21 protein-coding genes, 2 tRNA genes and 1 pseudogene are annotated in these 18,096 nt (G+C 67.5%); 13 read left to right on the forward strand and 11 right to left on the reverse strand.

The features are described from left to right. Positions 1 to 44 precede the first annotated feature (44 nt). Positions 45 to 506 (reverse strand): M15 family metallopeptidase, encoded by a 462-nt coding sequence (locus ACQP1K_RS01435; RefSeq protein WP_433499051.1) that lies wholly within the window; start codon positions 504 to 506, stop codon positions 45 to 47. Between the two features lies 1 nt (position 507). Here ACQP1K_RS01435 and ACQP1K_RS01440 point away from each other — a divergent pair, with 1 nt between their 5' ends. The 3 genes from ACQP1K_RS01440 to ACQP1K_RS01450 all read left to right on the forward strand — a co-directional run bounded on the left by ACQP1K_RS01440 (position 508) and on the right by ACQP1K_RS01450 (position 2,930). Beyond that, entirely contained in the window at positions 508 to 996 is a 489-nt protein-coding gene (locus tag ACQP1K_RS01440; RefSeq protein ID WP_433499052.1) for a hypothetical protein, read from the forward strand. Between the two features lie 69 nt (positions 997 to 1,065). Continuing rightward, positions 1,066 to 1,272 carry a hypothetical protein gene (locus ACQP1K_RS01445; RefSeq protein WP_433499053.1) on the forward strand — a complete coding sequence of 69 codons (207 nt, stop codon included), beginning with the start codon at positions 1,066 to 1,068 and terminating at the stop codon, positions 1,270 to 1,272. Positions 1,273 to 1,748: 476 nt separating this feature from the next. Then, entirely contained in the window at positions 1,749 to 2,930 is a 1,182-nt protein-coding gene (locus ACQP1K_RS01450; RefSeq protein WP_433499054.1) for an AAA family ATPase, read from the forward strand. Positions 2,931 to 3,087: 157 nt separating this feature from the next. On the opposite strand, the gene ACQP1K_RS01455 is transcribed toward ACQP1K_RS01450, so the two are convergent. Both ACQP1K_RS01455 and ACQP1K_RS01460 read right to left on the reverse strand, forming a co-directional pair. Next, positions 3,088 to 3,954, reverse strand: coding sequence for a MauE/DoxX family redox-associated membrane protein (locus ACQP1K_RS01455; RefSeq protein ID WP_433499055.1), 867 nt, complete (start codon positions 3,952 to 3,954; stop codon positions 3,088 to 3,090). A 12-nt stretch (positions 3,955 to 3,966) separates the two neighbouring features. Beyond that, the gene (locus ACQP1K_RS01460; protein ID WP_433499056.1) at positions 3,967 to 4,971 is read right to left on the reverse strand and encodes a hypothetical protein; all 1,005 of its coding nucleotides are present in this window, start codon (positions 4,969 to 4,971) and stop codon (positions 3,967 to 3,969) included. A 284-nt stretch (positions 4,972 to 5,255) separates the two neighbouring features. On the opposite strand from ACQP1K_RS01460, the gene ACQP1K_RS01465 reads away from it, so the two are divergent. Beyond that, positions 5,256 to 5,732 carry a SigE family RNA polymerase sigma factor gene (locus tag ACQP1K_RS01465; RefSeq protein WP_433499057.1) on the forward strand — a complete coding sequence of 159 codons (477 nt, stop codon included), beginning with the start codon at positions 5,256 to 5,258 and terminating at the stop codon, positions 5,730 to 5,732. A gap of 57 nt (positions 5,733 to 5,789) precedes the next feature. On the opposite strand, the gene ACQP1K_RS01470 is transcribed toward ACQP1K_RS01465, so the two are convergent. Both ACQP1K_RS01470 and ACQP1K_RS01475 read right to left on the reverse strand, forming a co-directional pair. Then, entirely contained in the window at positions 5,790 to 6,710 is a 921-nt protein-coding gene (locus tag ACQP1K_RS01470) for a thermonuclease family protein (RefSeq protein ID WP_433499058.1), read from the reverse strand. A gap of 262 nt (positions 6,711 to 6,972) precedes the next feature. Then, on the reverse strand, positions 6,973 to 7,455 hold the full coding sequence (locus tag ACQP1K_RS01475) for a MarR family winged helix-turn-helix transcriptional regulator (RefSeq protein ID WP_433499059.1): 483 nt from the start codon (positions 7,453 to 7,455) through the stop codon (positions 6,973 to 6,975). A gap of 98 nt (positions 7,456 to 7,553) precedes the next feature. On the opposite strand from ACQP1K_RS01475, the gene ACQP1K_RS01480 reads away from it, so the two are divergent. From ACQP1K_RS01480 to ACQP1K_RS01495, 4 genes are all read left to right on the forward strand, one after another. Next, positions 7,554 to 8,117, forward strand: a complete 564-nt coding sequence (locus ACQP1K_RS01480; RefSeq protein ID WP_433499060.1) for a YceI family protein — start codon at positions 7,554 to 7,556, stop codon at positions 8,115 to 8,117. Positions 8,118 to 8,368: 251 nt separating this feature from the next. Then, a tRNA-Ser gene (locus tag ACQP1K_RS01485) sits at positions 8,369 to 8,458 on the forward strand. A gap of 138 nt (positions 8,459 to 8,596) precedes the next feature. Further along, positions 8,597 to 9,511 carry an IS5 family transposase gene (locus tag ACQP1K_RS01490; protein ID WP_433498011.1) on the forward strand — a complete coding sequence of 305 codons (915 nt, stop codon included), beginning with the start codon at positions 8,597 to 8,599 and terminating at the stop codon, positions 9,509 to 9,511. A 4-nt stretch (positions 9,512 to 9,515) separates the two neighbouring features. Further along, on the forward strand, positions 9,516 to 9,869 hold the full coding sequence (locus ACQP1K_RS01495) for a hypothetical protein (RefSeq protein ID WP_433498012.1): 354 nt from the start codon (positions 9,516 to 9,518) through the stop codon (positions 9,867 to 9,869). Positions 9,870 to 9,920: 51 nt separating this feature from the next. On the opposite strand, the gene ACQP1K_RS01500 is transcribed toward ACQP1K_RS01495, so the two are convergent. The 3 genes from ACQP1K_RS01500 to ACQP1K_RS01510 form a co-directional block, all read right to left on the reverse strand. Beyond that, entirely contained in the window at positions 9,921 to 10,148 is a 228-nt protein-coding gene (locus ACQP1K_RS01500; protein WP_433499061.1) for a tyrosine-type recombinase/integrase, read from the reverse strand. Between the two features lie 671 nt (positions 10,149 to 10,819). Next, the gene (locus ACQP1K_RS01505; RefSeq protein ID WP_433499062.1) at positions 10,820 to 11,302 is read right to left on the reverse strand and encodes a hypothetical protein; all 483 of its coding nucleotides are present in this window, start codon (positions 11,300 to 11,302) and stop codon (positions 10,820 to 10,822) included. Between the two features lie 225 nt (positions 11,303 to 11,527). Continuing rightward, a complete protein-coding gene (locus ACQP1K_RS01510; RefSeq protein ID WP_433501458.1) occupies positions 11,528 to 11,728 on the reverse strand; it encodes a hypothetical protein in 201 nt (66 codons plus the stop codon). A gap of 223 nt (positions 11,729 to 11,951) precedes the next feature. On the opposite strand from ACQP1K_RS01510, the gene istA reads away from it, so the two are divergent. Then, on the forward strand, positions 11,952 to 13,544 hold the full coding sequence (gene istA / locus ACQP1K_RS01515; RefSeq protein ID WP_433499063.1) for an IS21 family transposase: 1,593 nt from the start codon (positions 11,952 to 11,954) through the stop codon (positions 13,542 to 13,544). Next, positions 13,541 to 14,320, forward strand: a complete 780-nt coding sequence (gene istB / locus ACQP1K_RS01520) for an IS21-like element helper ATPase IstB (RefSeq protein WP_433499064.1) — start codon at positions 13,541 to 13,543, stop codon at positions 14,318 to 14,320. Before istA ends, istB begins: the two co-directional genes overlap by 4 nt. 69 nt (positions 14,321 to 14,389) lie before the next feature. Here istB and ACQP1K_RS01525 read toward each other — a convergent pair whose 3' ends face one another. After that, complete coding sequence (locus tag ACQP1K_RS01525; protein ID WP_433499065.1) at positions 14,390 to 14,779, reverse strand: DinB family protein; 390 nt, start codon at positions 14,777 to 14,779, stop codon at positions 14,390 to 14,392. A gap of 389 nt (positions 14,780 to 15,168) precedes the next feature. Between ACQP1K_RS01525 and ACQP1K_RS01530 the strand changes: the two genes are divergently transcribed. Together ACQP1K_RS01530 and ACQP1K_RS01535 are read left to right on the forward strand one after the other, a co-directional pair. Beyond that, complete coding sequence (locus ACQP1K_RS01530; RefSeq protein WP_433499066.1) at positions 15,169 to 15,984, forward strand: hypothetical protein; 816 nt, start codon at positions 15,169 to 15,171, stop codon at positions 15,982 to 15,984. Between the two features lie 265 nt (positions 15,985 to 16,249). Next, positions 16,250 to 16,783 (forward strand): DUF4142 domain-containing protein, encoded by a 534-nt coding sequence (locus tag ACQP1K_RS01535; RefSeq protein WP_433499067.1) that lies wholly within the window; start codon positions 16,250 to 16,252, stop codon positions 16,781 to 16,783. A gap of 81 nt (positions 16,784 to 16,864) precedes the next feature. On the opposite strand, the gene ACQP1K_RS01540 is transcribed toward ACQP1K_RS01535, so the two are convergent. Both ACQP1K_RS01540 and ACQP1K_RS01545 read right to left on the reverse strand, forming a co-directional pair. Then, the gene (locus ACQP1K_RS01540) at positions 16,865 to 17,431 is read right to left on the reverse strand and encodes a response regulator transcription factor (protein ID WP_433501459.1); all 567 of its coding nucleotides are present in this window, start codon (positions 17,429 to 17,431) and stop codon (positions 16,865 to 16,867) included. An 84-nt stretch (positions 17,432 to 17,515) separates the two neighbouring features. Then, positions 17,516 to 17,623 (reverse strand): annotated as a pseudogene (locus ACQP1K_RS01545) (response regulator); the annotation flags it as partial. Between the two features lie 217 nt (positions 17,624 to 17,840). Here ACQP1K_RS01545 and ACQP1K_RS01550 point away from each other — a divergent pair. Next, a tRNA-Arg gene (locus tag ACQP1K_RS01550) sits at positions 17,841 to 17,913 on the forward strand. Positions 17,914 to 18,096: the final 183 nt, after the last annotated feature.

Below are 18,096 nucleotides of genomic sequence, written 5' to 3' on the forward strand. Positions count from 1 at the left end.
TCGGTCGTTATCCCTTCTGCCGATGGCGCACCGTTGCCCAGGTCCTATCGGCCGCTGGCGGAGAAGTGCTGGTAGTCCTTGTAGCCGGACCAGTAGCCGCCCCAGCCCCAGCCGATCTTCTCGAACGCCCGCACCACCTTGTCGCCGGCGTGGATCACGCCGGGCTTCTTCGGTCTGCCGACGTACGGTCTCGCGTTCTTGTGCGCGTACGACCCGTCGGCGTACACGAAGGGGTTCTCCCGCGGGTTGATATCGATCGCCCGGCCGTAGGCGTGCTCGGACCAGTTGCGCGAGCCGGTCGCCCTCCGGCAGTTGAATGCCGAGGTGTTGTCCGCCTCGATGGAGTCGTAGTCGCTGCCCTTGTAGACGTCGATCGACTCCATCCGCCGGATCGGATAGCGCTGGTCGTACAGCGTGCCGAAGACCGAGACGACGTCGTCGGCGACGTCCCGGTTCACCACCATCTCGCCGGTGTGCGCCCGGTCGTCGAAGCCCCAGTAGGTCATCGTGATCTTCCGGAGCCGGCTCAGCGGCACCGGGCAGTTCGGCTGCCATGAGTACGGAACCTCGTCCCGCGACACCTTCGCGATCTGTGCCGAGAACTCGGGCGGCTCGGCCGAGGCCGACGGCGTGGGCGCCGACGACGGGCTGGGCGATGGGTTCGACGACGGGCTCGCGGACGGGCTCGACCGCGGGTTCGGAGACGTGGTCAAGGTAGCGGCGGACGATGCGGTGGTGGACGATGCGGTCATGGCGGGCACGCCGGACACGGCGTCCCCGGCCGGCCCTCCCGTGTTTCCCCCCGGGTTTCCCGCTGTGCAGGCGGTGACACCCACGATGGTCATCGCCAACATCGCTGACCTGGGATTTCGTAAGCGTGCCATAAGCGCAGGCTACCTCCGCCCCGCCCCCGTACGACGACGCCCCACACCCCGCCCCCCACCCCCCGCCCCCCATGGGCGTGATCTTGCAGTTTCTCGCAGTCGTCCGCCATGACCAGGCGGTTTCCGTTCGTGATCTTGCAGAAATCACCGGCTCTGCCGCTGACCAGGTGTTTCACTAAGCGTGATCTTGCAGGCGTCGGCTGACCTTCGCATCACGGTGACCGGTGGAGTGTGTCGCCGGAAACCATGTGTCGGCACCCGCTCGGATAGGGAGCGGTACGCGCCCTTCCGCACGGTTCGGGTCTGGCCGGCGCTCGCGCGGCGGCGGCTGTCCGCGGTCGCCTCGGCCGACCTCGGCGTACGGCTCCCGCTCGTGGAGATCGCCTGAGCACAGAGGCTCTCACCCCTGGGAGATCGCCTGAGCACAGAGGCTCTCACCCCTGGGAGATCGCCTGTGCGTAGAGGTGCTCACCCCCTGGGAGATCGCCTGGCGCGCCGGGGGTCCGCCCGCGAGAGGTCGCCTGAAGCGCCGAGGGCTTCCGCCCCTGAGAGATCACCTGACCTGGGACTTCGCCTCCTGGATCGGTTGGAGATTTTCCGGGAAAACGTCGCGCATGTGTTCGAGGAGGCGCTACAGTCGTGGGCAGCGGATCGAACACGGGTTCGGTCCATGTTCTGACTGCTGAGGGGTGTCCCATGGCTGTGCCGACGGCTTGCGCACCCGCTTCCGCCGTCCCCTCTCCCCGGGTTCCCGTCGATTCCGCTCGCTTACGGCGAGCTCCGGTCGGGTCGCCCGCGACACGCCGTAGCGCTTTCTATGGAAATCTAGGGCGGCAGCTATACGCCGTCATAAAGTCCGAGAGCGTGGACCCTGTGCGTAATCCCTACGCCCCCGGCGCGGGTCAGCGGCCTCCGGAGCTCGCGGGGCGCGACCGTGAGCTGCAGCAGTTCGAGATCGTGCTCGAACGGGTGGCCCGTGGCCGCCCGGAACGGAGCATGGTGCTGACCGGCCTGCGCGGCGTCGGCAAGACCGTCCTGCTCAACACGTTCAAGTCCATGGCCATACAGCGGCTGTGGGGCACCGGGAAGATAGAGGCCAGGCCGGATCAGTCGATCCGCCGCTCGGTCGCCGCCGCGCTGCACATGGCCACGAGGGAGCTCGCCCCCCGGCACCGGGCGCCCGAGCGCATCGAGGAGTTCCTCGGCGTGCTCAAGGCGTTCGCCATGCGGGATCCGGCCGCTGCCAAGGGCACCTCCCATTGGTCGCCCGCCATCGACGTGCCCGCCTCGCGGGGCCGAGCCGACTCTGGCGATCTGGAGATCGACCTCACCGAGCTGTTCGTCGACGCCGCCGGCGTCGCGACCGATCTCGGTGTCGGCATCGCACTGTTCATCGACGAGATGCAGGACGTGCGTGCGCCGGACATCTCGGCCCTCTGTGCGGCGTGCCATGAGCTCTCCCAGAGCGGCGGGCCGTTGATCGTGGTCGGTGCCGGTCTGCCGCACCTGCCCAGCGTGCTGTCGGCCAGCAAGAGTTACTCGGAACGGCTGTTCCGATATGCCCGGATCGATCGGCTGGATCGGGACGCCGCCGACATGGCGCTGATCGTGCCGGCCGCGCGGGAGGACGTCGAGTTCACCCCCGACGCGCTCGACGCGCTCTACGAGGCGGCCGACGGCTACCCCTACTTCGTTCAGGCGTACGGAAAGGTCGCCTGGGATCTCGCGCCGCGGAGCCCGATCACCGCCGACGACATCAGGGTCTCGGCCCCCGAGGCGGAGGAGGAGCTCGCCGTCGGCTTCTTCGGCAGCCGATATGAGCGGGCGACCCCGGCCGAGCGCGACTACATGCACGCGATGGCCCAGCTCGGCGATGAGCCCGTGCCGACGGCCGACGTCGCGGTGTCGCTTGGCCGCAAGCCGTCCAGCCTGTCCCCGGCGCGGGACAGCCTCATCAAGAAAGGGCTGATCTACAGCGCGGAGCGCGGGCTGATCGGGTTCACCGTTCCCCATTTCGGGAGGTTCCTACGTGCTCAGCCGATTTAGGATGGATTGTCCCATTTCTTGATCCCGGGGATCCCATAGACCTCTCTACGGCTTTCTAGAGGGGAAGCTAGAGAGCCGTAGAGAGCTGAATTGCAGCCGGCCCTGTCGCAGGCGGTGGGGTCGGCGCCTCGATACGGGAATCTATGCCTGTATAGCCTCAGGCCGATACAGGCATAGATTCCCGCAGAGAGGGGAGCGGGGGCTCGCCACCGCCGACGACGGCGGATCGGACGACCGGACGGCGACCGCTCAGCCGGACGGCGAACACGACCTCGGTGTCGTCGCCGGCGGGAAAGACGAAGAACCGCCAGCACAGCTCGCGCCAGGTGTCGGTGGGGTCATCCGCTTCGAGCATGCCGACATGCGACCGCCATGCCGTACTGGACTTCAGGCGGGCCAGGGCCCGGGCAGCGGGCTGCGGGCGCTGCTCGCACGGCGTGCGGTGGCGCAGCCGGGCCACGGCCGCGTCGATCTCGGGAGAAAGGGCGAGCAGCAGGACCGCGAGGCCGGCGAGCCAGAACGTCGCGGACAGCGGTGCCGCCGGTGAGAGGGCATGCATCGCCCCGGCCCAGGTGACGTTCTCCATGGCGACGGCGACCGCCATGGCCGTGAAGATCACGATCCGTCCGATCGACCGCAGCCCGACCGGCGCCGAGCTGACCTCGCCGAAGCAGCCGCAGCCCACGTCGGGCCGGCGACGACGCAGGTCCAGCAGGACGTACGTCGCGACCGCGAAGAACGCCACGGACGGCCAGCGCGCGACGGGATGATCGACGAGCACCAGCCCCGCCGCGAACCCGAACTCGGCCATCGCGCAGAGGACCGTCATCGCGGTCGCGAACCGCTCCGGCACGAGCGCCGCCGGACCGAGACGGCTCAGCGATCCCGGTGAGACCCCGGCCGCGTCCTGCCGACGACCGCGGAGCATGGCCAGTTTGGCGACGCCGCCCAGGGTCAGCACCACCACCAGGATCGGCAGGGCGGCCGCCGCGATCATCTCAAGACCGGCATGCCTCGACGACACTGCGAGCATCGTTCACCCCAATCCGACACGGGCGTTGAAGCAGCCCTTGGTCAAGTCTCCACCGAGTTCGACGTACGCCCCGGGGGACAGCTCCACGAGTCTCCCGCGAGGCGAGGTGCCGCATTCCAGGCATCGGTCGCAGAACCGACCGGCCACGCAGCCGCAGGCCACGATCGGCAGCGTGCTCGACCGGCCGTCGCACACGTTGCGGACGTCGAGCATGGAGCCGAGCGCCAGGTACGGCAGGCCGGCGCAGGCGACCCCCGCGTCCTCGCAGCCCACGTCGGCCGCCTCCAGCATCGGATAGGCCACGCCGTGCTCGTCGAGGTCGGCCCAGACGGCGGTTCCGGAGATCGCCGACCGAGTTCCTCCGTACGCCGGGGGCGGCGGCACGGACCTTCCGCGATAGGGCGGCTGTGAGGTGGCCGGCAGGTGCGCCAGCGCGGTGCCGTCGTCGAGCACGCCGATCGCGTCGAAGAGATAGCCGGGGGTGAGCTGCGGGTGCCGCACCCGGATCCTGCCGGAGAAGCGGTAGGGGACCACGACAGAGAGCGGCCTCCGGTGCGCGCCCCCGTCGAGCTCGATCGTGAGGTCCCGGCTGCCGCGTACGTCGCGGATGATCCCGGTCATTCGGGTGATGTCAGCCCAGATCCGCTCGGCGACCGTGCCGGAACGCAGTGCTCGGATGACGACCCGGGCCCCGACGGGGAGGTCGGTGGCCGGCAGCGGGGCGCCTCGCCATGCGATCGCCCATGGGGCGATGACCAGCCGCCGCTCTTCCCCCGTGTCGTCCTCGATGATGATCAGATGGGGGCTGATGTCGAGGATCTGCCCGCTCACCGCGCTGAGCCGGACATGGTCGTTTCCCGGCCCGGGACTCCCGGCGCTCCCGTCCTCCACGCTCTCGTCTCCGGCGCCCTCGTCCCGTCCGTAAAGGCCGGGGGCGGGAGGCCGGAGGTCGCGGCCCAGCACGGCCGCCGCCAGCATTCGCCTACGTTCCACGTCCTGGTACGGCATCGACCCTCCTGCTTCTACCTTCACATGCCGCACGATCCGGCACGGATGGATCCATCGGTGAGAAACAGTCGGGGGAGAAACATTCCTCCTCCCGGTGCAACGTGTTATCTCCCACTTCGGGGCAAACCCCGCCCGTGGCCTGGCCGCTTCGCTATAGATCCCGCCATCGGGCTTGCGTGATCTTTGCCGATGGCAGTGCGAAACCAGGATGTCGGATCGGTCGGATTCCGGAGTGCGGCTGCGATTCTGGCACGAGACGCCCTCCAGGCCAGGCTGGTGATCGCATGATCGTGGAGCACGAGGAGTTCCGTACGTACGTCCTGTCCCGTGGGACGGCCCTGCTGCGTGTCGCCAATCAGCTCACGGGGAACCCCAGCGACGCCGAGGACCTGCTCCAGTCCGCCCTCGCGAAGACGTACCTGGCCTGGGATCGGATCAAGGACCGGTCGTCCCTCGACGGCTATGTGCGCCGGGCCATGGTGAACATCAACATCTCCTGGTGGCGGCGGCGCAAGTTCGAGGAGTACCCCTCGGAGGAGCTTCCCGAGGTGCCGGTCCAGCACGATCCGCGGCATCGCTATGACGAACTGGAGCAGGCGATCGAGCGGCTCCCGGTCCGGCAGCGTGCCGCCATCGTGCTGCGCTACTACGAGGACATGACCGAGCCCGAGATCGCCAGGACGCTCGGAATCAGTGTGGGCACGGTCAAGAGCACGGTCTCCCGGGCGATGGCCAAGCTCCGCGGCGACCTGCTGGTGTGACCGTCCCACCGGGAACCGGCTCGCCCGGTGCCCGGTGGGCGTCGGTGCCGGGCGGTGTCAGAACTCGCAGACCACGCCGTCGTTGTCCCTGTCGTGGTACCAGACGTACTCGGCGTCGCGACCGCGGATGTAGTTGCCGTAGCCGTTCTTGTTGGCCTCGGCGCAGGTGGCGAAGTGGGGGTCGAGGCCGAGTCCGTCCGGCCACTGACCCGGCGTCACCACCGGGGCGGGGGTCGGCGTGGGAGTCGGGGTCGGGGTCGGTGTCGGAGTGGGTGCCGGGGTGGGAGTGGGCGCCGGAGTGGTGCCCTGCGGGTTGCCCGTGCCCTGCTGGGGGATCGGCTCAGGCGACGCGTGCGTACCGGGCGGCACGGGTGAGGGGTCGGCCGGCTGAACGGGGACCGTGGACGTGTCGAGGCCGGCGCCCGGGGGGACCTCGATCGTGTCGCGCCGGTCGTAGGTGTCGGATGCCCAGCACGGGCCCGACCACATGCCCCGCTTCTCGGTCTGGGCGCGCAACTGCTCGTTGAACTGCCAGTCCGTGTACCGGTGCTCGGGGTAGCTCACCACGGGCTGGGCGTAGCCGTTCCGCACCATGTCTCCGTTGACGTACGCGCCCTGCGGGCCCCAGACGTAGAAGAAGTAGCGCCCGTCCTGGGCCTTGATCTCCCCGTCAGGCTGCAGGTAGGCCGGCTTGCCCGCGGGAAGCAGGGCGGACAGGCGGGCGAACGCCTCCTCGTACCAGCACAGACCCTGCTCGGGAGCGTCCGCCTCCAGGAGCCCGACGAGTGCGGTCGCTCCGTTCGATGTGGTGACCTCGACGGTGTCCCCGTCGACGATCTTCTTCACGGTCACCTCGATCGCGTCCTTGGGCACGTTCTTCGGCCGGGTGGCGGCGGCCGCCGGGGAGACGGTGACCATGGGAATCACGATGGCGACGGAGGCGAGTACGGCGGATGCGGCGCGCGGGAGGAAACGCACGGGGTTCTCTCCAGAGGCTCGTTGGGGGCGGCGGGGTCGCCGGTGGTGCGCGACTCTGTGCTTGACTGCGGTGGACTCCTGAGGATTACGCAGTTCACCAGAATTTCATGATTCGCGCCAGAGTGACGCACCATTTCGCATTCTTCTTCCGGAAATTTCGCTCCCCGCCCGCGTATGACCCGACCCCACCGTGGGCGCCGCCGTTCTGTGCCGATGTGGCGGTACGGCACGGGCCGGCGGCGCAATCTGCGCGTTCTGCCGATCAGCTCACGGGCGTCTTGCCGGGTACGCCGGCGGTGGCGCACGGCCGTACGACATCGCGGATCACACGCAGTGCGGCCAGGAATCGGTCGAGCTGCTCCGGAGAGAACAGGCCGGTGAACCAGGTCTCGATGTCCTCGAGATGCTGGGGGAGCAGCCGCTGCAGACGAGCCGCACCGGCCTCGGTCAGGGCGGCGTAAGAGGCCCGGCGGTCGGTGGCGCACGCGTGGCGGGCGACCAGGCCCTCGCGTTCGAGGCGGTCGACCACGCGGGTGATGCCGCTGGTGGACAGGGATGTCTGCGCGGCGAGGTCGCTCATCCGCAGCCGCTGCTCGGGCGAGCGGGCCAGCCGGATGAGAGTCTCGAAGTCGACCTCGGAGATTCCGGCTTCGGCGAAGGTGCGGCTGGTCTTGCTGCTCAGCCCGGTGAACACCTCCGCCAGCAGGCCCATCGCGGTGAGGCGGGGGTCATCGAAAGGGTCCATGGATATAGTCTAGATCAGATAGTTGACGCGAGGAATAGTTGTGCTATAGATGTTTGTGGCAGAAGAAATCCGCACGGCAACTACCCTGGAGGGCAGCCATGAGCGTTCGTGAGTGGGAAGGCATCAAGATCCCCGTTCCCGGTGAGTTCGAGCTGGACCTTGCCCACACGCGAGTCGGCTTCGTCGTCAAGCACATGATGGTCAGCAAGGTCCGCGGCCACTTCGGCGGGTTCGAGGGCAAGATCGTGATCGCGGAGAACCCGCTGGAGTCGACCGTCGAAGCCGTGCTCAAGACCGCCACCATCGACACCGGCGTTGCCGACCGCGACACGCACCTGCGGAGCGACGACTTCCTGTCGGCCGACAAGTACCCCGAGATCACCTTCCGCGGCAAGCGGATCAAGGACCACTCCGATGACGAGTTCACCATCGTCGGCGACCTGACCATTCGCGAGGTGACCAAGGAGGTCGAGCTCGAGGTCGAGTTCAACGGCGCCGCGACCAACCCCTGGGGTCAGGAGATCTTCGGTTTCTCCGCCGAGGCCGACATCGACCGCGAGGAGTTCGGCCTGACCTGGAACCAGGCACTGGAAGCCGGTGGTGTCCTTGTCGGCAAGAAGGTCAAAATCGAGATCGAGGGCGAGGCCGTCCGCAAGGCCTGAGCCGTACGGCACGCATGAGCTCGGGTCGGCGTTCACGTGTTGCACACAGGCCTTATCCACACCTTGTGGATAAGGCCTGTGTATGAAGCTGGGGACAACCTGTGTGTCGGTGGACGGGACAGGCTCTGCCTGCGCATATCGTCTAGGTGAGGGGTTCACGACACGTGCCGGTCGTACCGGCGAACCCGGTCGCGATTCCGCTTTGCCGCGTTGCGCGATCGCCGGTACGCTGTCCTGAGCAACTCCACCAGGGAGGCTTCGCCTAGTCAGGTCTATGGCGCCGCACTGCTAATGCGGTTTGGGTTTACCGCCCATCCGGGGTTCAAATCCCCGAGCCTCCGCAGATCAGAGCCCCTCTCGCCGATCACGGCGGGAGGGTTTTCTGATCTCCAGACCCGTGAGGGTTGCAGTTTGGGTTGCAATTAGGGTCTGTTTCATAAGTTGATCTATGCGTGATCTCTGGTCGGCATGATCGCCGTGTGGGTCGTGGGGATTTGACGGATGAGCAGTGGGCGGTGCTGGAGCCGTTGCTGCCTGATACGGCCGGGCGGGGACGCCCCGCCGTATGGTCGAAGCGGCAGCTCATCAACGGGGTGCGCTGGCGGGTACGTACCGGTGCGCCCTGGCGCGACATGCCCGCCGAGTACGGGCCATGGCAGACGGTCTATGGGCTGTTCCGGCGCTGGCAGCGCGGGGGCGTCTGGGCGGCGATCCTCACCGCGTTGCAGGCCAGGGCGGACGCGGCCGGACTGATCTGCTGGCAGGTCAATGTGGATTCCACCGTGTGCCGTGCCCATCAGCACGCGGCCGGGGCGCGCCGGGACGGCAACGCCCAAAAAGAGCCGCCCGGCGGTGATCGGCCCGAGCCTGCCGACCACGGGCTCGGCCGTTCCAGAGGCGGGTTGAGCACGAAGATCCACCTGGCCTGCGAGCAGGGCCAAAAGCCGCTGTCGATCCTGATCACGGCCGGCCAGCGGGGCGACAGCCCGCAGTTCGTCGCGGTCTTGCAGGGCATCAGGGTGCCCCGCCTGGGGCTGGGGCGGCCGCGTACCCGGCCCGAGCGGGTACGCGGCGACAAGGCCTACTCCTCGGCCGCCAACCGGGCCTACCTGCGCAGACGTGGAATCGCCGGCACCATCCCCGAGCGGGCTGATCAGATCCGCAACCGTAAGAAGCGCGGCTCGGCCGGAGGACGGCCGCCGGCCTTCGACCCGGAGGATTACCGGGCCCGGCACGCCGTGGAATGCGGCATCAACCGGCTCAAGCGGCACCGTGCGGTGGCCACCCGCTATGACAAGCTCGCCGTCCGGTACGAGGCCGCCGTGCACATCGCCGCGATGAACGAATGGCTGACACCGCCGGCTGTATCACCCGAGCGCCGCCTGCCGGGGTGATGCCATGCTGGAAGCGCTGATCATTTTGGACTTGGACCCCGGCCTGAGGAATGCGATGTCCGCCCTGCGCTACTGCGTCGACGCTGAAAACGGTCACCACGTGGACAATCCCTCACCACAGGAGTTGGCCGAGCTCATCAGCGGCCTGAACCGGACGGACAACACCTTCGTGACCGTCCTGCCCGACGAGGACGACCCCGGGTGGTACGCCTCGGTGTCCCGGCTAGACGCGGGCACCTACGAGGTCGAATACCGCGATCTCGGCTGTGAGGAGCATCGGCGATCCACGCTGACCGATCGTGAGGAGATCGTACATGACCTCACTGTCTGGCTGGCCGCCCGAGGTAACCGCAGCTGACCAGCCAGAAGACAAATCTGAATATTGAAACAGGCCCTAGTCGTCGTCTCCTCACAGGGCGGCCCCCATGCGCTCGCTGGCGTCCTGTACCTGGGGACTGGCGACGTGGGTGTAACGCTCCGTCGTCGTGACGCGGGCGTGCCCGAGGATCTCCTGTACGACACGGATGTGTACGCCATGTTCGACGAGGAGCGTCCCGGCCGTGTGGCGGGCGTCGTGGAGACGAGCTTCCCTGACCCCGGCCTGCTTGAGAAGCGCCTGGTTCGCCGGCTTCCGCACGTTCGGCATCCTGGTGTTTCAAAATTGTCGTCGCCCACCTGGAGTGCACAGAAGTCACCTACGTCCACGAGGTGTGGTGTGACGTCCCTGTATCTCTCGCGCGTCAGCGATACGAGAGACGGTCAGCCGACCGACACCCCATCCATTCGGCTTCTCATGCAGGGGATCAACAGTGGGACGAGTGGGCACGCCGCGCAGAGCCACTCGCTCTCGGCCCCGTCCATCGTGTGGACACCACCCGGGCCGTGGACATCACCGAGTTGGCAGTACACATCTGCGATGGCGATTGAACCCCTCCGGCAGAGGTGCTCCGGTTCTGAGGCGGCGGTGTGCTCCCGCCACCCGGTGGAAGATGAGGCGGGCGGGGACTTCCGTGCCGGGAGTGAGAAGTGAGCTCGTGGTCGGCCCCTTCTGAATTCATCGACCGCCGGCTCGCGGTGTCCGTCTTCGTCTTCGAAGCGGGGGCGGAATTCACCCGCCTTGCCGCTGATGCTACTTCATTCGAATATAGCCACCTGGGGTCAACCCCATCCGGGCTTCGAATTCACCTCGCTTCTGAGCCCCTTTCGCCGGGTATGGCGAGAGGGGCTCAGTTCGCTGCGGGATCGTCATCGATGGAGACCGTACGGCCGCTAGGAAATTCCGAGATTCCGGTTGCGGCTGCCTGGCGGTCAGTTGTAGGGGTTGTCGTACGTGCCGCTGCTCTTGGTACGCATCTGGTAATTGTTGCCGGGGTAGAACCATCCTCCGGTCACGTCGAACCGGATGTTGCGGACGGTGCTACCGAAGTTCGCCTCTGTGTTGTACACGAATGTCTGCGAGCATCCCGCAACGGATGTCGTGCCTGTCTGGACCGGCCAAACCGTGCTCGTGCCGTTGACGACGATCGTGAAGGAAGGTGCGGGGTAGGCGTGCTGCCAGCACAGGCGCAGCGAGTACCGGTACTTCGTGTTTCCACTGTCGAACGCCAGCGTGCCGTCCAGTCGAGCCAACTGTGTCGCGTTGCCGTCGTTGGAGACCAGCTGCACATACACCGGGTTGTCCGGGCCGTATGCGGCGTGCGCGGGGGTGAGCGGCAGGATCGCGGTGGCCAACGCGCAGACGGCGATGGCGGTCGACGTCGTCAGGCGACGTACTTTCGAGCGTACGGCCAAGTCACACCTCATCCATTTCGGGACTTTGTGCATGAGGTTATTTTTGGCACAACGCACCTGTCCAGCACTAAAAATTAATGGACCCAATACGGTCAGACATAAAATAAGAGCAGGGAACGTCCTTTGGATATGCCGCCTGCGGCTACCAGGGCAGAGAAGACGAGCCGTAGATCCAACTCCGGGCATGGTCGGCTGAAAATTTCAGGAAGTGCGAGACCCGTCGCGTCAACCCCGAGCCGCATCGCGCAGAAGACGCAGCGATCCGATCTCCGAGGCGTTCTTCATAAGCTCGACGTTCGCCCAGGCGAGCACATGTCCCAGGGTGAGTGATCCATCGGCGAACCAGCGGCTTCGTGTGGTGGAATCCAGCTCCGCCTGGCTCAGCGACTTCAGCGCACCGGCCCACTGATCGCGGCATTCATTCAGCCATACCGTGGCCGATTGTGAGCGGCCACGAGAAACTCCTGTTCAGCGGACGGATAAGTCCATGCTGATGGACAGAGAGTCCCGGCTGGCGGTCATTGGAAATCCTGGTTGATGGCCAGGTAGATCTCCTGATCTTGTCCGTGTGTCACCACGTGGGCGCCCCTCCACGGGGGCTTGGGTTGCGGGTTGTCGAGACCTGAACCCCAGCCCGCGGAGGGGGCCCATGACGAAGTCTGGCATGGAGCTCATGGAGATTTACGAGGCTTACGACCTGACCCGCTGCGCGTGGTCGGCGGCCCGGCTGGCCGGGTGCGATCCCAAGACCGTGCAACGCTATGTCGCGATCCGCGCGGCCGGGGGCAACCCCTACCAGGCGGCACCACGGGCGAAGCTGATCGACCCATTCCTGGCGAAGATCGAAGAGAAGGTCGATCTGTCCAAGGCGACCGTCCGCGCCGATATCGTGCACTCCGACCTGGTGGCGATGGGGTTCACCGGGTCGGAACGGACGACCCGGCGGGCGGTCGCGCAGATCAAAGCGGCCTGGCGGGCCGGACGGCGGCGCGTGTACCGGCCCTGGATCCCCGAGCCGGGGATGTGGCTGCAGTGGGACTGGGGCGAGGGACCCCGGATCGGCGACCGGCGCACGCAGTTGTTTTGCTGCTGGCTGGCCTGGTCACGGTTTCGGGTGGTGCTGCCCGCATGGGACCAGACGCTGGGAACGCTGACCGCGTGCCTGGACGCGGCGCTGCGCCGACTCGGCGGCGCGCCGACCTATCTGCTGACCGACAACCCCAAGACGGTGACGGTCGAGCACATCGCCAAGGTGGCCGTCCGGCATCCGCAGATGGGGGAGCTGGGCCGGCATTACGGGTGCGTGGTGCACACCTGCGAGCCGTTCGATCCCGAGTCCAAGGGCGGGGTGGAGAACACCGTGAAGATCGCCAAAGCGGATCTGGTGCCCACCGCCACCAACCTGCGCGCGGCGTATGGCAGTTTCACCGAGTTGGAGGAGGCCTGCGCCACCTGGTGTGAGCGGGTCAACACCCGCCGGCACCGCGCCACGCACCGCGTCCCGGCCGAGATGCTCGCCGAGGAACGCGCGCGCCTGCACCTGGTCCCCGACCAGCCGTATGTGCTGGCGTTGGGCGACGAACGCCTGGTCGGCGACGACCGCACGATCCGCTGGGGTGATGTGCGCTACTCGGTCCCGCCCGGGCATGAGGGCGCCAAGGTGTGGTGCCGGGTGCACGGCGACCACCTGGTCATCGTCGGCCGTGACCTGCGCTCGGACCATGCGGGCGCACTGACCGAGTTGTGGCGGCACGAGCTGTCGGTCCCAGGCCGGCCCCAAATTGTCGAGGAGCACTACCCCGACCACCCGGGCGGCAATGGGCCCCGCCGGCCCCGCCCGCGGCCGCAGAGCAAGGCCGAGCAGGCCTTCCTGGCCATCGGTCCCGGCGCGCAGGCGTGGCTGATCGAGGCGGCCGCGACCGGGGTAGCCCGTATCCGCGCCAAGATGGCCTCCGCCGTTGAACTGGCCGCCATCGTCGGTGCGACCCGGGTGGATCAGGCGCTCGGGCTGGCCGCGATCCACGGCCGCTTCGGGGATGAGGACCTGGCCTCGATCTGCGACTACCTGGCCGCGCATGAGGAACAGTCGCAGGCGGCGGTGGCCGATGAGGCTCACTCGGTCCAGCCCGGCACCGCTTCCTGGGCCGCGCTGTCCGCCCGCCCGCTCCCGTCACCCGGCCCCCCGCCGCCCATCCCTTCGTCACCGAACCGCACATCTACTGAGGAAGAGACACGCCGATGAGCGTCACGTTGCCCACCGCCCCGCCGATCCCGCCCGAACTGGAGGCGCTGCTGCGCCGGATGCGTTTTCCCTATGCCCGCAAGGCCGCGCCCGAGGTCCTGGCCACCGCCCGCGCGCAACGCTGGGATCCCGCCGAGGTCGTCCGGGTCCTGCTGGCTGAGGAAGTCGTCGGCCGCGACGGCGCCACCCGGGCAGGCCGCCGCAAAAGCGCCGGGTTCCCCTCGGGTAAGACCTTCTCCTCCTGGCGTGCTACCGATTCGTCGATCAGCCAGGCCACCCAGGACGCGCTGATGACCCTGGAATGGGTCACCCGCGCGGAGAACTGTGTGATCTCCGGCCCGTCGGGGACGGGAAAGTCCCACTTCGTCGAAGCCCTGTGCCATCTGGCGATCGACAAAGACCTGCGGGTGTCGTGGTTCACGCTGGAGACCCTCGCCGCCGCCGTCGGCCGCGCCAAGGTCGACGGGACGATCTCCCGGGCCATCGGGCGGATCTGCCGCAGCGACATCATCGTGATCGACGACATCGGGCTGCTGCCGGTCAGCCACGACACCGCCGAGGCGTTCTACCGTGTCGTCGATGCCGTCTATGAACGCCGCAGTATCGCCGTGACCAGCAACATCCATCCGTCCGGCTTCGACACGATCATGCCGAAAACCCTCGCTACCGCGACCGTCGACCGGCTGATGCACCACGCGCACTTCGTCGAGACCAGCGGAGAGTCTCACCGTCTCGCCGAGGCCCTGTCCGGCCGTGGTGTCCGCCCTCTGAACTGACCGCCTACCCGGATCGGCCTGGCCACCCGCCTGGAGTTCTGGTGACCGCGCCGGGAATTTCGATGGCCATCAGACTGGAGAAATCTGACCGCTCATCTGGAGATCGGCGTGTCCGTTGACAGCCGATTCCACATCTCCAGGCCAGGGTGTCGTCGATGCGGCCTCCGACCAGTCGAATTCGGCGGTCGCCGCATCGGGATGCTCGAAGCATTGCTCATATGCATTGCCCCACCAGAAGCCGATATGCCACATCACCCACCCGATGGTCGGCACCGGGATCGGTTCCGGCTCGGGGACGGCCCAGTCGGCCGCCCACGTCCCGTCCGTCTTCCGACGGACGTTCCAGCAGTTCGACACCGGCTCCCACAGGGCTTCCTCATCGGTCACCCGCTCCAGATGCAGAGACAGCAGTGACCAGGACACATTCAGCTGCCAGTGGAGCCGCTCGGGTTCTGACATACCGAAACCCTAGCTCCGGGCGACCATAACGGCGATCGGTTATCATCGCGGGCGCGACCGCGGGCCTTCATGCCGTACGAGCTGCCGCGGCATCAACGGCCCGGGTCTCGTCGCCTGGGTCGTTTCCGGTGCTGAGCAGCGGATCGCGGCCTCGGAAATCCTGGCTTCAGGAGCTCGTGGCTTCAGGAAGGGGCGCGACCGCGCGACGGAAAGGGGCGCAACCCGCACGACGGAAAGGGCGCGGGCTGTCGGCCGGACGACGGAAAAGGAGAGGGCTGTCAACCGGAGGCCTTCACGCCCCGTCTTCACTGTGGTCATTCCTCACCACAGGAGTCGATTTGGGAATCCGCTCGATTCTCTCTGCGGCCGTCCTCTGCGGCGGTCTGGTTGTGCTCTGCCAGCCGGCGCAGGCCGCCGTCTCGGAGTGGCGGCAGGGTGCGGTCGTCGCCACCGACGTCGTGGACTATCGGTGCAGGCACACCGGCACGGCCGAGGAACAGGACATCAAGGTCAAGGTCGCGCTGACGATGCCGCTCGACGTCACGACGGGCAAGCAGATGACCATCGGCTGGCACGGGACCTATGTCGACGACTCGCTGGCGCTGCGGGTGCCCACGACGGGGCTGGCAGGCGGCACGAAGCTCTATGCGTACGCATCCATCAGCGGAGTGGCCCAGTTGACCTCCGCCACCGGAGTGGGTGAACTCGCTCAGCTCACCCCGGGCGAGACCATCACTCTGCCGACGGCCGATGTCCCCATGAAGACCACCTCGGCCAACGCGGGCACCGCGACGGTGCGGCCCGCCGCCATCAACTTCGGGACCGTACCCACAGAGCCGTTGATCGAGTGTGAGGTGCAGAACGCGGGCGCCCTGATGACCTACGACCTCGTCATCGCCGCGGCGGACGGGCGGCCCGCCGTTACCGGCGACGGTACCGACACCGGTTCTGATACCGATACCGATACGTCCTCGGTTCCCATGATTCAGGAGTCCACCGCCGACACGGTGAACGACACCACGAATGGGACGACGGGAAACGGCAAGGTGCGCGAGACCCCGGCGGGCGGGGTCGCGACCGGCGGCGGCGGTGAAGCGGGCCCCGATGGGCGGGTGCTCGTATGGACCGGTCTCCTGCTCACCCTCACGGCATCGTCCGGACTCATGCTGCGACGTCGCCGTCACTTCGGCCGGGGACGACCCTAGGGCCGGGCACCGTACGGACGAGTCCGGTCTCATAAGCGATGTCCCGGCCCCGCTCGGCGGCCAGAACGACCGCTGTCGACGCTCTGCACACCGAATGAACGATCTCGTACGCGGCTGATCGGCGGGGGCCGGGGGTGATGGGCGGCCGGACCGGGCGAGAGTGACATTTGGTGGGGTATGGGGCTTATGTCAGAGAAAAGCCGGATCGGCTGGGGAGCGGGCTTGCCGGTGCTCCGGCCGTCCGGGAGAGATTCCGGGGGGTCTCATGGTGAGACGACTCGCCATTCTGCCGACCATCGCCGCTGCGACGTTCGCGACCGCGGCAGCGGGCTTCGCCGCTGCGCCGCCGGACCTCAACGAGCAGGACCGAGAATTCGTGACCGCGCTCCACCAGGGAAACCTGGCGGAGATCCAGGCGGGGAAGGTCGCCGAACGGCAGGCCCACAGCGAGGAGGTCCGAGAAATGGGGGAGACGCTGATCCGCGACCACAGAAAGCTGGACGGGAAGGTCAAGCAGGTCGCCGGTGCCGTAGGCGTGAGCCTGCCGGGCGGCCCCGGCGCGAAGCAGCAGGCGGAGCTTGAGCGGATCTCCGCCAAGAGCGGGGCCGAGTTCGACCGGGCGTGGGTCGAGGCAGAGATCGCCGAGCATCGACAGGACCTGGCCGCGGGGGCGAAGCAACTGTCGGAGGGCTCCTCGGAACAGGTAAAGCAGTTAGCCCGGGACGCCGAACCGATCGTTCGGGAACACCTGGAGGACCTCGAGGAGATCCGGAGCGACGAGGAGGACCAGAGCGACTGACCGGTGCCGCCGGGCGGAGGACCGCCCTCTGCCCGGCGGCGCTGTCCGGTCACCCGGCCGGCGGGTCCGGCCTCCGCGCTGTTATGTGAACAGCCGCACCAGCAGCCAGACCAACCAGATGATGAGCGCCCAGGAGGCGAGCCCGGCGACCGTCATCGCGATGAGGCCGCGGAGCCGATAACGCTTACCACGCGGTTCTGGTTGCTGCTTCACGTGTCCTCCGGCGGTAGCGCGCGCGGCCGCCATCGCCCGCGTCCGGAGCGTCATCGTAGCCGCCGGTCCGCCGCCGCTCCGGGTTCTCAACGATCCCTTATACCTTCCGTTTACCAACGTCATCCGACCGCCGGGGTCACCGGTGAAGATCGCCGGAGCCGACATCGGGCGGGAACTCCCGAGCCTGATCGCCGCCTGCACCCGGCTGCGTAGGCCGAGTTTGGCGAGCAGACGGCTGACCTGCGTCTTCGCCGTATCCTCCGCCATTCCCAGCGCACGGGCGATCTCCGCGTTGAGCAGTCCCCGGCCGATGCGGACGAGCACCTCGCGCTCACGCGCGGTCAGGTTCCCGTACGGCTCCGGCCGGGCCGTGGGCGTCCCGGCCGACGCGGGCGGCATCGCCGGAGCGTGCAGGGCGGCGAACCCCTCGATCATCCTCCGGCTGACCGAGGGGGAGATCAGGCCGTCGCCGCGTGCGACCACCCGCACGGCCTCGATGACCACGTCGGCCACGCCGCGCAGCTTTCGGGTGGCGGCGATTCCGTCGAGCCGCGGCATCTGGATGTCCATCAGCACTATGTCGGGGTGAAGCCGCCTGGCCGGCTCGACGGCCTCCACCCCGTCCGAGGCCTCCGCATGATCGGCGTCGCGAAAGTGCCGTTGATCGCGCTGATCTGGCCGGTCAGATACACGATCTGGCCCAAGAAGGAGGTGAAGGGATCATGAGCCCTCGGCGTGAGCCTTCGGGGAGGGAGACGGGCGAACTATTGGCGTGAGCAGGGGTATGAGGTCTGGTAGAGTTACCTCCGTTGCCGAGCCGCAGGTGAGCGGTGGTGACGAGCAAGCGGCCGTAGCTCAATGGATAGAGCATCTGACTACGGATCAGAAGGTTGGGGGTTCGAGTCCTCCCGGCCGCGCTCCAGGTCAAAGGCCTTCTGGGATGATCCCGGAGGGCCTTTTTGGTCCCATACAGCAGTGTTATACAGCGACGCCCCAGCAGAGCTCTCGGATCATCAGTTGTTGGTGGGCCTAGCCGGCGCGATCAAGGAAGTCTCGTGCTTCACCCACAGTGGTCTTCCCCCTGTCGTCGCAAGTGAGGC

The sequence above is a fragment of the Sphaerimonospora sp. CA-214678 genome (genome assembly GCF_050942215.1).
In the GTDB taxonomy this organism is placed as follows: domain Bacteria; phylum Actinomycetota; class Actinomycetes; order Streptosporangiales; family Streptosporangiaceae; genus Sphaerimonospora.

Coding starts and splice junctions, on each gene's coding strand:
- istA (WP_433499063.1), top strand. CDS start 11,952: ATGACGAAGTCTGGCATGGAGCTCATGGAGATTTACGAGGCTTACGAC.
- ACQP1K_RS01495 (WP_433498012.1), top strand. CDS start 9,516: ATGCTGGAAGCGCTGATCATTTTGGACTTGGACCCCGGCCTGAGGAAT.
- istB (WP_433499064.1), top strand. CDS start 13,541: ATGAGCGTCACGTTGCCCACCGCCCCGCCGATCCCGCCCGAACTGGAG.
- ACQP1K_RS01540 (WP_433501459.1), bottom strand. CDS start 17,431: ATGATCGAGGGGTTCGCCGCCCTGCACGCTCCGGCGATGCCGCCCGCG.
- ACQP1K_RS01475 (WP_433499059.1), bottom strand. CDS start 7,455: ATGGACCCTTTCGATGACCCCCGCCTCACCGCGATGGGCCTGCTGGCG.
- ACQP1K_RS01525 (WP_433499065.1), bottom strand. CDS start 14,779: ATGTCAGAACCCGAGCGGCTCCACTGGCAGCTGAATGTGTCCTGGTCA.
- ACQP1K_RS01435 (WP_433499051.1), bottom strand. CDS start 506: ATGACCTACTGGGGCTTCGACGACCGGGCGCACACCGGCGAGATGGTG.
- ACQP1K_RS01480 (WP_433499060.1), top strand. CDS start 7,554: ATGAGCGTTCGTGAGTGGGAAGGCATCAAGATCCCCGTTCCCGGTGAG.
- ACQP1K_RS01465 (WP_433499057.1), top strand. CDS start 5,256: ATGATCGTGGAGCACGAGGAGTTCCGTACGTACGTCCTGTCCCGTGGG.
- ACQP1K_RS01535 (WP_433499067.1), top strand. CDS start 16,250: ATGGTGAGACGACTCGCCATTCTGCCGACCATCGCCGCTGCGACGTTC.
- ACQP1K_RS01460 (WP_433499056.1), bottom strand. CDS start 4,971: ATGCCGTACCAGGACGTGGAACGTAGGCGAATGCTGGCGGCGGCCGTG.